This is a genomic window from Phenylobacterium sp. (assembly GCF_041916435.1).
In the GTDB taxonomy this organism is placed as follows: domain Bacteria; phylum Pseudomonadota; class Alphaproteobacteria; order Caulobacterales; family Caulobacteraceae; genus Phenylobacterium.
The window spans coordinates 249,280-261,513 of record NZ_JAYRZM010000006.1 but is presented as its reverse complement, the minus strand read 5'-3'; the positions used below and the strand labels follow the sequence as shown (position 1 = coordinate 261,513).

At 72.2% G+C, this 12,234-nt stretch carries 11 protein-coding genes; 4 read left to right on the top strand and 7 right to left on the bottom strand.

All coding sequences use genetic code 11. From position 1 onward, the window contains the following. The first annotated feature begins 85 nt into the window (after positions 1–85). On the top strand, positions 86–268 hold the full coding sequence (locus ACE3TA_RS18135; RefSeq protein ID WP_374575725.1) for a YegP family protein: 183 nt from the start codon (positions 86–88) through the stop codon (positions 266–268). 62 nt (positions 269–330) lie between these two features. Here ACE3TA_RS18135 and ACE3TA_RS18130 read toward each other — a convergent pair whose 3' ends face one another. Next, complete coding sequence (locus ACE3TA_RS18130) at positions 331–1,350, bottom strand: NAD(P)-dependent alcohol dehydrogenase (RefSeq protein WP_374575724.1); 1,020 nt, start codon at positions 1,348–1,350, stop codon at positions 331–333. A gap of 92 nt (positions 1,351–1,442) precedes the next feature. Here ACE3TA_RS18130 and ACE3TA_RS18125 point away from each other — a divergent pair, with 92 nt between their 5' ends. Beyond that, complete coding sequence (locus ACE3TA_RS18125; RefSeq protein ID WP_374575723.1) at positions 1,443–1,832, top strand: winged helix-turn-helix transcriptional regulator; 390 nt, start codon at positions 1,443–1,445, stop codon at positions 1,830–1,832. A gap of 9 nt (positions 1,833–1,841) precedes the next feature. Here the strand turns inward: ACE3TA_RS18125 and ACE3TA_RS18120 are convergent, their stop codons facing one another. Together ACE3TA_RS18120 and ACE3TA_RS18115 are read right to left on the bottom strand one after the other, a co-directional pair. After that, complete coding sequence (locus ACE3TA_RS18120) at positions 1,842–3,128, bottom strand: M20/M25/M40 family metallo-hydrolase (RefSeq protein ID WP_374575722.1); 1,287 nt, start codon at positions 3,126–3,128, stop codon at positions 1,842–1,844. Positions 3,129–3,266: 138 nt separating this feature from the next. Continuing rightward, positions 3,267–4,910: an EAL domain-containing protein gene (locus ACE3TA_RS18115; RefSeq protein WP_374575721.1), complete on the bottom strand. Its 1,644-nt coding sequence runs from the start codon at positions 4,908–4,910 to the stop codon at positions 3,267–3,269. 164 nt (positions 4,911–5,074) lie between these two features. Here ACE3TA_RS18115 and ACE3TA_RS18110 point away from each other — a divergent pair, with 164 nt between their 5' ends. Continuing rightward, positions 5,075–5,578: an NUDIX hydrolase gene (locus ACE3TA_RS18110; protein WP_374575720.1), complete on the top strand. Its 504-nt coding sequence runs from the start codon at positions 5,075–5,077 to the stop codon at positions 5,576–5,578. A 4-nt stretch (positions 5,579–5,582) separates the two neighbouring features. Here the strand turns inward: ACE3TA_RS18110 and ACE3TA_RS18105 are convergent, their stop codons facing one another. Beyond that, positions 5,583–6,866, bottom strand: a complete 1,284-nt coding sequence (locus ACE3TA_RS18105; RefSeq protein ID WP_374575719.1) for an ATP-binding protein — start codon at positions 6,864–6,866, stop codon at positions 5,583–5,585. A gap of 223 nt (positions 6,867–7,089) precedes the next feature. On the opposite strand from ACE3TA_RS18105, the gene ACE3TA_RS18100 reads away from it, so the two are divergent. Continuing rightward, a complete protein-coding gene (locus tag ACE3TA_RS18100; protein WP_374575718.1) occupies positions 7,090–8,211 on the top strand; it encodes a phosphatidylinositol-specific phospholipase C1-like protein in 1,122 nt (373 codons plus the stop codon). On the opposite strand, the gene ACE3TA_RS18095 is transcribed toward ACE3TA_RS18100, so the two are convergent. Genes ACE3TA_RS18095 through ACE3TA_RS18085 form a run of 3 tightly spaced genes read right to left on the bottom strand, consistent with a single transcriptional unit; the run spans position 8,168 to position 12,024 of the window. Further along, positions 8,168–8,569 carry a GFA family protein gene (locus ACE3TA_RS18095; protein WP_374575717.1) on the bottom strand — a complete coding sequence of 134 codons (402 nt, stop codon included), beginning with the start codon at positions 8,567–8,569 and terminating at the stop codon, positions 8,168–8,170. The two genes, ACE3TA_RS18100 and ACE3TA_RS18095, sit on opposite strands and share 44 nt — an antisense overlap. A 21-nt stretch (positions 8,570–8,590) precedes the next feature. Continuing rightward, on the bottom strand, positions 8,591–10,480 hold the full coding sequence (gene mdoH, locus ACE3TA_RS18090; RefSeq protein ID WP_374575716.1) for a glucans biosynthesis glucosyltransferase MdoH: 1,890 nt from the start codon (positions 10,478–10,480) through the stop codon (positions 8,591–8,593). Between the two features lie 59 nt (positions 10,481–10,539). Next, positions 10,540–12,024: a glucan biosynthesis protein gene (locus ACE3TA_RS18085; RefSeq protein WP_374575715.1), complete on the bottom strand. Its 1,485-nt coding sequence runs from the start codon at positions 12,022–12,024 to the stop codon at positions 10,540–10,542. Between the last annotated feature and the right edge of the window lie 210 nt (positions 12,025–12,234).

Genomic DNA, 12,234 nt, shown 5'->3' with positions numbered 1-12,234 from the left:
TGTTCGAAGTCAAGGCTTTTGAACGGGTTGACAGTCCGGGCGGCCGGTTCAATCGTCGGTCGTCCTCAACAAGCGGAGCCGCGTGATGGCCTACAAGTTCGAGATCTACAAAGACAAGGCCGGCGAGTTCCGGGTGCGGTTCCGGGCCGGCAACGGCGAGATCATGTTCTCGACCGAAGGCTACAAGGCCAAGTCCTCGGCCAAGAACGCCATCGAATCGATGAAGAAGAACGGCCCCGACGCCGAAATCGACGACCAGACCGACTGACGCGGTCCGCGCCCCCTTCCTCCGGGGAGGGGGCCGCCGCAGGACGCGGCCGTCCGAGGCGCCTAGCGCCCGACGCGGATGACCACCTTGCCGACGTGCCGGGCCGCCTGCAGGTGAGCGAAGGCCGGGGCCGCGTCGTCGAAGTCGAAGACCTTGTCGATCACCGGCTTCAGCTCCGCGCCGCGCCAGGCGCGCACCAGATCCTCCAGCGCCGCGCGATCGCCCACGCCGATGGAGCGGACGACGGCGTTGCTGCCCTTCAGCAGAAAATAGTCGATCCCGGGGTTGGCCTCGGTGAGGAAGCCGATCAGCACCACCTCGCCGCCGGGCCGCACCGCGCGCAGCGATTCGCCGATGGTGGCCGGACCGCCCACCTCGACCACGCAGTCCACCCCCACGCCGCCGGTCACCGCCTTGCGCACATGCCGGCCCCAGGCCTCGATCTCGGTGTAGTTCACCACCTCGTCGGCGCCGAGGTCTCGCAGCCGCGCAGCCTTCGCGGCGCTCGAGGTGGTGGAGATCACCGTGGCGCCCACCGCCTTGGCGAGCTGAACGGCGAAGATCGAAACGCCTCCCGTGCCCAGGGTCAGCACCGTCGAGCCGGCGCGGATCGGCGCGGAGCCCGACAGCGCCGTCCAGGCGGTGGTCGCCGCGCAGGGCAGGGTCGCGCCCTCCTCGAAGGAGATCTCGTCGGTCAGCGGCACAACGGCCTCCTGGCTCACGACCTTGTATTCGGTCAGCCAGCCGTCGACGCCGTTGCCGTAGGTCTGCATGGCCACGCCCTTGGGCGGGCGGCCGCCGAACCAGCGGGGATGGAAGACGCTGATCACCCGGTCGCCGGGCTTGAACGCCGTCACGCCCTCGCCCACGGCCACGATCTCGCCGGCCGCGTCGCTGCAGGGAATGAGGCCCGGCACGGCGTCCCACACGTAGCGCCCCAGGATCAGCGCGATGTCGCGGTAGTTCAGGGAGACCGCCCGCACCCGGACCAGCACCTCGCCGCGCTGTGGCTCGCCGGCCGGCTCCTCGCGGGCGCGCAGGGCGTCCAGGCTGTTGGGGTCGTCGAAACGATAGGCGAGCATGGGCGGGTCCTCCTGACGGCCGATCTAGGAGGATCGCTCTCCTTCTGACAAGAATGGACGAATTGGTGCACTACTCACCAAAAGGTAACCGCATGACCGATCCGCGCCTCGACCAGCCCAAGGTTCCCCGCATCGCCTGCGTCGCCGACGTCCAAGACGCGATCGCCGTGCTGGAGGGGCGCTGGAAGATGCGCATCGTCGCCCATCTCTACGGCGAGCCGGTGCTGAGGTTTTCAGAGCTCCGCCGCGCCATTCCGGAGATCTCGCAGAAGATGCTGATCCAGCAGCTTCGCGGATTGGAGGAGGACGGCGTCGTGCTGCGCACCGTCCATCCTCAGGTTCCCCCGAAGGTCGAATACCAGCTTTCCGAACTCGGCCGGGCGCTCGGCCCGGTGTTCCTGGCGCTGCTCGACTGGGCCCGGATTCGCCGCGAGCTCACGCAGGGCGACGAACCGCAGGCCCTGGAGCCTGCCGGCGCCTGACCGCCGCGGCTACTGCACCCCCGCCACGGCGAGGAGCGCGGTCAGGCCCACGGTCATGCCGCGCACGCTGGCGGCCGGCTCCACGTCGATCCATTCGTCCAGGGCGTGCGCGCGCCCGCCGCTGCCGCCCGAGCCGATGGTGACGGCGGGAATCCCCAGACTCATGGGGATGTTCGAATCCGTGGATGAGGTCTCCAGCGTCGGCGTCAGTCCCTGGGAGGCGACGGCCGCCATGGTGGTCCGCACGATGGCCGCGTCCTTGGGCGTATGACCCGCCGGCCGGTCGCCGATCAGGGTGTAGGTCGCCGAGACCGGGCCGAAGCGGGTGGAGCGCGCCGCGTTCTCCCCGGTCACCGATTCCTCGACGATGGCGCGGAACCGCGTCTCCAGCTTGGCCAACTCGCCCGCGTCCTCCGAGCGCATGTCGAAATCGGTCCAGACCTCGCTGGGGATCGAGTTCACCGAGGTGCCGCCGCCGGTCACGCTGGCCGAATAGGTGGTCTTCGGGCTGGCGGGCGTCTTGACCGTGTAGAGCTGGTCGATGGCGTGGGCCATGGCCGCCATCGGGTTCACCAGGCCGAACGCGCCGTAGCTGTGGCCGCCGGGCCCCTTGAAGGTGACGCGGTAGCGCTTGGAGCCGACCCCGCCGCTGACCACCCGCGAGGCGTCCGAGCCGTCCATCGAGAAGAACGCGCCGATGCGGTCCTTGTACTTGCCCTTGGTGAACAGGTAGCGCATCCCGCGCAGGTCGCCGGGGCCTTCCTCGCCCACGTCGCCGACGAACAGGATGTCGCTCTTCGTCTTGATCTTGGCCGCGTCCAGCGCGCGTACATAGGCCAGGAGCACCGCCAGGCTGCGGGTGTCGTCGCCCACGCCCGGCGCCATCAGCCTGGTCCCCTCGCGCTTGACGCTCACGTCCGTGCCTTCGGGGAACACAGTGTCCAGGTGCGCGGCGATCACCACCAGCGGGCCCTGGCCGCCGCCCTTGCGCAGGCCCAGCACATTGCCTTCGGGGTCGATCTCCACGTCGGAGAGCCCGAGCTCGCGGAACTTCTTCGCATAGGCCTCCGCGCGGGCCTTTTCCTTGAACGGCGGGGAGGGGATCTCGGTCAGGGCGACGATGTCGGCCACCGTGCGGTCGTGCTGGGCGGCCAGGGTCGCCGCGGCGGTCTTGAAGGCCTTGCTCTGGGTGATCCCGGCCACGGCCTTGGCCTGCGGGTCGGCGGGCGCGGCCTGCGAGGCGGCGGCGGCGAGCGCCAGGCAGGCGGAGGCGAGAATGGGGGCTTTCAGGCGCATGGCGGGATCAACCTCGTAACGGGGTTCCCCACATAGCAGCTTGGCCGCGCCGCTCCAGGCCCGGGCGGGCCGGCGGGCGGCGCGCCGCCGGATCGGCCGCCGGGCCGGGCGGGACCGCCCGCGCGCGAGGCGCCGGCCCTATCCCCAGCCGTCCACCGTGCCCACGCGGCGGGCGGCGGGGCGCACGGGCGCCGAAGCGGCGGGCGCCTTGATCTTCGGCGGCTGGGGTTCTTCCTGCGGCGCGCCGTAGAGCCAGCCCTGGGCGTAGTCGACGCCGGCCCGGCGCACGGCTTCCTCGGCCTGGTGCGACTCCACCATCTCGGCCAGGGTCTTCACGCCCAGTTCGGCGCACATGGTCACCAGGTGGCGGATGAAGGCGCTCTCGCGCCCGCCGTGCTGCAGGTCGCGGATGTAGGCGCCGTCGATCTTCACCACGTCCAGGCTGAGCTGCTGCAGATAGGCCAGCGAGGCCGCGCCGGCGCCGAAGTCGTCCAGGCACACCTGGCAGCCCTCGCCGCGCAGCACCTGCAGGTGGCGTTCGGCCAGCGCCAGGTCGTCAATCGCCGCGCTCTCGGTCAGCTCGAACATCAGCCGGCCCCGCGCCGCGGGCGTCTTGTGGATCAGATTGCGCACCGCCTGCACGAACTCGCCGCTGCAGATGGTCCGTCCCGAGACGTTCACCGCCAGCTTCAGGTCCGGTGCGCCGGCCAGGCGCTCCACGGCCAGCTCGGTGACCGCCAGGTCCAGCGGCTCGATCAGGTCCAGTTCCTCGGCCATGCGGATCATGGGGAAGGGGCTGGCGTTGTCGCCGAAGCGCAGCAGCACCTCGTAGTGATGCAGCTTGGCGCCGGCCTTCAGGTCGACCACCGGCTGGTAGACCAGCTTGAACTTGCGTCCGGCCACGGCGTCGCCCAGGGCGCCGACCTCCACCAGGGTGCGCCGCACCGAGCGGGCGACGGCCTCGCTCAGCGACAGGGGCGGGCAGTCCTGGAAGCCTTCGCGGATGAAGCCGTCCAGCGAATAGCGCACGGCGCGGATGAGCTGGCCGGACGAGGCGTCGCCGGACAGCGAGATGGCCTCGGCCGTCGCGCCGATCCCGAAGTTGGGGTCCAGGCCGACCATGCGCACCAGCCGCGCGGCCAGGGCGTCGGGGGTCTCGCCCTGCTGGCGGATCATGGCGAAGCGGTCGCCGCCCAGTTCGGTGGCCACGCCGTTGTGGGCCTGGGCGCGCAGGGCGCCGCCCAGCTTGTGGTCGATGTCCTTGGCCACCGCCGGCGGGGCCGACTTGCGCGCCGCGGTCAGGCCGGTCATCTCGACCATGGCCAGCTCCAGCTCCTGGCCGGTCATGCGCGCGGTCTCGTAGAGGGTCGAGGCGGCGGCCTCGAAGCTCGCTCGGTCGTAGAGCCCGTTGCGCCCCGCGCCGCGCCGGGGCAGGGCCGCCCGCGTCAGGGCGCAGGAGACGGCGCCGCCGTTGTTCGGCAGGCGGAAGGCGTTCATCGCCGCGCCGTGCGCGTGGCCGCCGCGCGCGCCGGCGAGCTGCACCACCACCGGGCCGTTCCGCTGGCCGTCCTGCAGGCCGTCGAGCAGGGCCTGCACCATCGGCCGGTCTTCGCCGTCGACGAAGTCGCGCCAGGGCCGGCCCACCAGGTCGGTTTCCGGCGAGCCGGACAGCGCCTCGCTGGCGCCGATCGCGAAGGCGATCTCGCCCGAGGGGGCGATCTCGATGAGCAGGTCGGCGCTCGCGAAGGCGAACCCGAGGAGGCGTTGCGGGCCGAGCGTCAAGGCCTACTCCCGTGGCGGAAGCGTCATCATGCGGCCGAAGGGTTTAACCCCGCGTTGAAGCACGACAATTCTGCGCGTGCGGGCCGCGCCGCGATCATCCGCGGGCGGGCGCTGTTCAAGCGCCGGGCGTTTGCGGCTAGGCTCGGTCCTTCACGGAGCTGAAGATGCGCGAGCGGATCACCGCCCGGGTGCTGCTGTTCGACCCGGACGGCCGCGTCCTTCTAATGAAAGGCCGATTGCCCAGCACGCCGGCCGCGCCGGGCGTTTGGTTCAGCGTCGGCGGCGGCGCCGAGCCGGGCGAGAGCGTGCTGGAGGCGGCCGCGCGGGAGATCGTCGAGGAGACCGGCTTCACCGACGCCGAGCTGGCCGAGGTGGTCTGGTACCGCGAGGTGGTGCTCAGCAACCGCCGGGGCGATCCGGTGCTGTTCAAGGAAAGTTACGTGGTGGCGCGCTGCGCCGGCGGCGAGCCGAGCCGCGAGGGCTGGCAGGCGCTGGAGCGCGAACTGGTCGACGACCTGTGCTGGTGGAGCGCCGCGGAGATCCGGGCGGCCAGGGACGAGGTGTTCTATCCGGAGGGCTTCGCCGACCTGCTGGAAGAAGTCCTGGCCGGCCCGCCGCCGACCGCGCCCAGGGTGCTGTCGCTGGTGCGCCCCGACGAGGCCGGCTGAGCCGTCAGGCCGGCAGCGCCAGGTCCTCGCCCCCGTCGCGCTCCCCGGCCTCGTTGTCGTCCTCGTCCTCGCCGTTGGCCACGGCCGACATCATCGCCGCCACCAGGTTGGAGACGTTCACCGGCTTGGTCACGTAGCCGGCGAAGCCCAGGTCCAGGTAGCCCTCGCCGCCGATGGTCATGGCGTCGGCCGTCACCGCGATCAGCGGGGTCTGCCGGTTGGGGCCCGGCTGGGCGCGCAGCGCTTGCAGCACGTCGATCCCGGTCATCTCCGGCATCTGGATGTCCATCAGCACCAGGTCGAAGCTCTGGGTGGTCAGCGCCTCCAGCGCCTCGCGCCCGCCGCCGGCCTTGCACACCCGATAGCCCAGGGCGTTGAGCAGGTGCTCCAGCACCATCAGGTTGGTGGGGTTGTCGTCGGCGGCCAGGATCGACAGGGTCGGGGCGTCCTCGGCAGGCACCTCCGGGGCGGCCGGCGCATCGGCGGCCACGGCCTCCAGCGGCAGGCGCACGCGGAAGACCGAGCCCTCGCCGGCCCGGCTCGCCACCTCGATCTCGCCGCCCATCAGGGTGGAGAGCTGCTTGCAGATCGCCAGGCCCAGGCCCGTGCCGCCGAAGCGGCGGATGTCGCTGTCGTCGGCCTGGGTGAAGCGCTCGAAGAGATAGGGGACCACGTCGTCGGCGATGCCGCAGCCGGTGTCGCTGACCTCCAACACCAGCCGTCCGGCCTCGGCGCGGGCGGCCACCGCCACCTCGCCGGCCTTGGTGAACTTCAGCGCGTTGCCCACCAGGTTGAACAGCACCTGCCGCACGCGGGTGGCGTCCAGCGCCAGGTGGCCGGGCAGGGCCTCGTCGGCCTTCACGCTCAGGGTCAGGCCCCGCTCGGCCGCCGTCGAGGCCCAGAACGCGCCCATGTCGTCCAGCAGGGCGCGCAGGTCGACGGGGCCCTTGAGGATCTCCATGCGCCCGGCGTCGATCTTCGACAGGTCCAGGATGTCGCTCAGCACCGTCATCAGGAACTCGGCGCTGCGGATCAGGGTCTCCAGGTGGCCGTGCTGCGCGCTCGTCAGCTCCGAGCGCTGCAGAAGCTGGGCCATGCCCAGCACCCCGTTCATCGGCGTGCGGATCTCATGGCTCATGGTGGCCAGGAAGGTGGACTTGGCCAGGGCCGCCCGGCGGGCTTCCTCGCGCGCCGCCTCGGCCTCGATGCGCTGGCGCACGGCCTCGTCGCGCGCGGCGGTCAGCTCAGCGATCAGCCGGTTCTTCTCCGCATCGCCGCTCAGCCGCATCGCCAGGCGCCGCAGGAGCCCGCCACTCCCGGCGCCGGCCGCTCGCCTCGTTCCATCGCCCATGCCCGGCCCCCCGCCGCCGCCGCGATCCCATGGCCGTGAGCTTTACCGTAGCAACCCTTGAAAATTCCTTGGAGTACGGGCGGTTGTGAAATCCGCTCCGGCTACGATCGCGCGTTGTGTTCATCATGACGCGGTCATCCGCCGGGGCTAGAAGGCGGCCATGATCACCGCCAGCCTCCTCGCCGCCGCCCTCGCCGTTTCCGCCTCCTGCGACCTGGAGCATCCGTCGGGCGCGCCCGGCTGCGACCGCGCCGCCGTGGACGCCTTGAAGATCAACGCCCTGCAGGCGGTGGGCACGCACAACTCATACAAGCTGGCGATCGCCCCGCCGGAAATGGCCCTGGTGCGCGCGGCGAGCCCGCGCACGGCCGACGGCCTGGACTATTCGCACCGCCCCCTGGCCGAGCAGCTCGACGACGGCGCGCGCCAGCTCGAGATCGACATCCTCAACGACCCCGAAGGCGGCCGCTACGCCGATCCGGCGCTGCACCGGATGGTCAAGGACGCCCCGCCCTACGACTTCTCCCCCCTCAAGGCGCCGGGGATGAAGGTCATGCACGTCCAGGACATCGACTACCGCAGCGTCTGCCCCACCTTCGTCGCCTGCCTGTCGCAGGTGCGCGCCTGGTCGCGGGCCCATCCCGACCACGTGCCGATCCTGATCCTGCTCAATCTGAAGGAGGGCGGGCTGGAGAACGTGCCCGGCGCGGTGGAGGCGCTGCCGTTCGACGCCGCCGCCATGGATGCGGTGGACGCCGAGATCCGCTCGGTGTTCCCCGAGGGCGAGCTGATCACCCCCGACCAGGTGCAGGGCGCCTATCCCACCTTGCGCCAGGCCGCGGCCGCCGACGCCTGGCCCACGCTGAAGGCCGCGCGCGGCAAGGTGATGTTCGCGCTCGACGCGCCGATGAGCCAGGTCGAGGTCTATCGAGGCCAGCGCCGCTCGCTGGAGGGCCGGGTGATGTTCGTCAACATCGACGAGTCCAGCCCGGCGGCCGGCTACATCACCCTGAACGAGCCGATCGAGGAGCAGGCGCGCATCGCCAGGGCCGTGGCCGCCGGCCTGATCGTGCGCACCCGCGCCGACGCCGACACCGCCGAGGCCCGCGCCGACGACACCCGCCGGCGCGAGGCGGCCTTCGCCTCGGGCGCGCAGTACGTCTCCACCGACTACATGCGGCCGGACCCGCGCTTCGGCCCCTATCGGGTCGAGCTGCCTGGCGGCGAAGTCGCCCGGCTCAGACCGGCCGCTGGCCCGGATACCGCGGCAGGTCGTCAGTGATCTCCCACCAGTCGGCCTTGGAGTCGGTGAAGAAGTGAAACACCGGACGCGTCCCCGTCGGCGCGTCCAGGGATCCGGCGCGGATGCGCACCGTGTCGGCCACGGCGTCGGCGCGGCTGTGGATCGGCGATCCGCAGGCGCCGCAGAAGGTGCGCCGCTTGCCGGGCGAGGATTCGAACTCGCGCAGGAGGTCCGCCCCCGAGGTCAGGCGGAAGGCCTCCGTCCTCACCGGGATGTTGGCGGCGAAGGCCGAGCCGTTCGACTTCCGGCAGATCGAGCAATGGCAAAGCTGAATCCCTTCGAGATCGCCGTCGATCTCGAAGCGGACGCCGCCGCAGGCGCAGCCGCCGACGTGCATGGATGAACTCCCTGGAAGGCCCTAGGCGTAGACCAGCGGTGTTTGCACGGCCGGCGCGTAGAAGGGAACCGGCGCGCGCATCAGCCGGGCGATCTCGTCGCGGGTGTCGGCCTCGGCCGCGTAGGCCGCGCGCAGGGCCGCCGCGCGCACCGCCACCTCCGGCGGCGCGGCTTCCTCCGGCGTCAGGAACAGGCCCGCCCGGCGGAAGGCCGCGCCCAGGTCCGCCCGCGAGCTCAGCATCGACAGCGGCACGGCCAGCACCAGGCCCAGCGTGATCGGGCTCGCCCAGGCGAAGAAGGCCGGGTCCAGCGTCCAGGCGCCGGCCGCCGCGGCGAGGCCCAGCGCCATGTGGCCGCCGTGGCGCTTCCAGGCGGCCTTGAAGGGCAGGCGGCCGTCGTCGCGCTGCTGGGCGGCCCAGCCGGCGTCGCGCCCGCGCAGCACTTCCAGCACCGCGCGGCTGTGCATCAGCATCATCACCGGCGCGGCCAGGGCCGACATCAGGTTCTCGGCCAGCACGCCCAGCGTCAGCCGAAGCGTCCCGCCGCACGCCCGCCGGGTCAGCCGCCCGCGCGCCACGGCCAGGGCGCCCAGCACCTTGGGGGTCAACAGAAGGCCCATGGTCAGGGCGAACAGCCAGGCGGCCGGCGCGCGGGCGGCCGCCGCCTCGGCGCCGGTCTGCTCGGCCCAGACCATCCCGCCCAGCACCAGGAAGCCCAGCCACAGGGGCGCGGTCAGATAGGCCAGCACGCCGCGCGCCAGGTGCAGGCGGCTCACCCAGTGCAGGCCGCCGGCGTTCAGGATCGCCGAATGCTGCAGGTTGCCCTGGCACCAGCGGCGGTCGCGCACGGCCATGTCGATCAGCGAGGGCGGGGTCTCCTCGAAGCTGCCGCCCAGGCTCGCGGCCATGCGCACCGCCCAGCCGCCCCGGCGCAGCAGCGCGGCCTCGACGAAGTCGTGGCTCATGATGTGGCCGGCGAAGGGCCCGTCGCCGTCGATGTGGGGCAGCCCCGCGCAGGCGGCGAAGGCCCGCGTGCGGATGATGGCGTTGTGGCCCCAGTAGTTGCCCTCCGCGCCGGACCACCAGTCCTGGCCCATGGCGATGATCGGCCCGTAGAGCCGGCCGGCGAACTGCTGGATGCGGGCGAACAGGGTCTGGGCGCCGATGATCGTCGGCAAGGTCTGGATCAGGCCGGTCTTCGGCTCGCGCTCCATGGCCGCGGTCAGCCGGATGATGGTGTCCGCGCCCATCAGGCTGTCGGCGTCCAGGATGATCATGGATTCGTAGGCGCCGCCGTGGCGCCTGACCCAGTCGGCGATGTTGCCGGCCTTGCGGTCCAGGTTCAGCGGGCGGCGGCGGTAGAAGATCCGGTCGGCAGCGTCCAGCCGCAGGCGAAGCCGCATCACCCCGGCCACCTCGGCCTGGGCGACGGCCGCGTCGCGCGTGTCGGACAGGACGAACAGGTCATAGAGCTCGGCCACGCCCTTGGCCGAAAGGTCCTCGTAGATCGCCTGCACGGCCGCCAGGATCCGCCCGGGGTCCTCGTTGTAGGTGGGCATCAGCAGCGCCGTGCGCGTGAAGACGATCGGCTGCGGCGCCCAGGGCTCCAGTCCGCGGTCGCGCCACATCAGGACGAAGCCGGCCACGGCGCTGACGAAGGCGAAGGCCACCCAGGCGAACAGGGCGACGAACAGCGCCAGCGTCGCCGCGTCGACCAGCTTGAAGCCCGCCGGGGCCAGCAGCCGCGCCATCACCACGGCCGCCGCTGCGGTCAGCAGGCCGGTCGCGCCCAGCAGCACGGCGCGCCGCCAGGCGACGCCGGCCATCAGGCGTCCGGCCGGACCGCGCGCCGCCTGCGGCGACAGGTCCTGCACCGGCATGGCCAGCGGGCTCGGGGCGGGCATGACGCGCATGGCCGGTCCGGTCGGGCGGGGCGCGCGCGGAGCGCGCGGGGCGGGAGCGGGACGTCGTGCTAGGCGAGCCATCGGTAGAGCCAGACCTCGGAGCAAGGGGTTCCGGAGCGCCTGAGCTGCGCGCGCAGCTCGGCGACGGGGGCGCCGGCGGGGTCGAACTGGAAGCTCAACCGCTGGCCGCCGGTCAGGGGATTGGGATGCAGCACCGCCTCGGAGATGACGCCGGCGCTGGCGCTGGCCTCGGCGGTCACGGCCGCGCCCTCCAGGGCCTCGAAGTCCAGCACGAAGCGGCGCTTGCCGCCCGCGGGCGGGCCGCCGGGCACGCCGCCTTCGCCCGTGCGCCAGTCGATCACCCGCGCCAGGCCCGGCGCGGGACGCTCGGGGCCCCAGTGGAGGCGATAGTCGAACGCGGCCTCGCGGCCGGCCGCCAGCGGCGCGGCCGGCGCCCAGAAGGCGGCGATGTTGTCGTCGGCCTCGGACTGCGAGGGGATCTCCACCAGCCGCACCTCGCCCGCGCCCCAGGCGCCGCGCGGCTCGACCCACAGGTTCGGACGGGCCTCGTAGCGCGCCTCCAGGTCCTCGTAGGCCGAGAAGTCGCGCTCGCGCTGGATCAGGCCGAAGCCCTTGGGATCGAGGTCGGCGAAGGTCGAGGTCTGCACGGCGCGCGGATTGATCAGCGGGCGCAGCAGCCGCTCGCCCGCGCCGTTGGCCACCGACAGGGCGTCGGAATCGTGCACCTGCGGGCGGAAGTCGTCGAACCGCCGGGCCGGATCGACGCCGTAGAGGAACATGCTGGTCAGCGGCGCGATCCCCGCCCGCGTCAGCTCGCGGCGCGGCCAGATCCGCGCGGCCACGTCGAAGACGGTGGTCTCGCCGGGGGTGACGACGAAGCGGAAGGCGCCGGCCGCGCTCGGCCCGTCCATCAGCGCGTAGAGCGTCAGCGAGGTCGCCTGCGGCGAGGGCCGCTCGATCCAGAAGGCGCGGAAGGCCGGAAACTCCTCCACGCCGCCGGTGCCGATGGAGAAGCCGCGCCCGGACAGGCCGTAGAACATGTGGCGCGCCACCGCGCGGAAGTAGGTCGCGCCCAGGAAGACGGCGACTTCGTCGAAATAGTCGGGCCGGTTCAGCCGGTAGTGGATGCGGAAGCCGGCGAAGCCCAGGTGCGGGCCAAGCCCCTTCAGGCGGTTGCGGCCGAAGGAGAACTGGCCGGGCGAATAGGCGATCGGCGAGGCCCGCCCGTCCTTCACCTCGTAGAGGTCGACCCGGTCCTTGAAGTAGCCGCCGCGGTGGAAGAACTGCAGCCGGAAGGGCAGGCCCTCCTTGGCCCACAGGGCGTGGTCGGGCGAGAAGCGGATGTCGCGGTAGTCGTCGTAGGTGAGCGCCGCCAGGCTGGCGGGCAGGTCGGCCGCCGGTGGCTGGTAGGGGCGGCTGGCCCGCGCCTGGGCCATGCCGGCCACGGCGTCCAGCCCGAAGGGCGGGCTCGCCGCCCGGGCCTTGGCGCCGGGAACGCCCGCAAGCAGCGCCGCGGCGGGCAGGGCGGCCATCAGCGCGCGCCGCCCGATCTCCGGGCGTGGGGCGCAGCTTGGCTCATCGGGGGTCGAAGGCCCCATTCGGCGTCCGTCATCCGTTTGTTAACGTTTTGGAGGCGGACGCAATTCAATGCCGGTGGGGCGAAACCAAGGCGATCTTGAGCCCGTCGCCGGGATTCAGGCGCCTTGATTTACGAAAGCCCGGATTTGGGGCGCTCGCGCGCT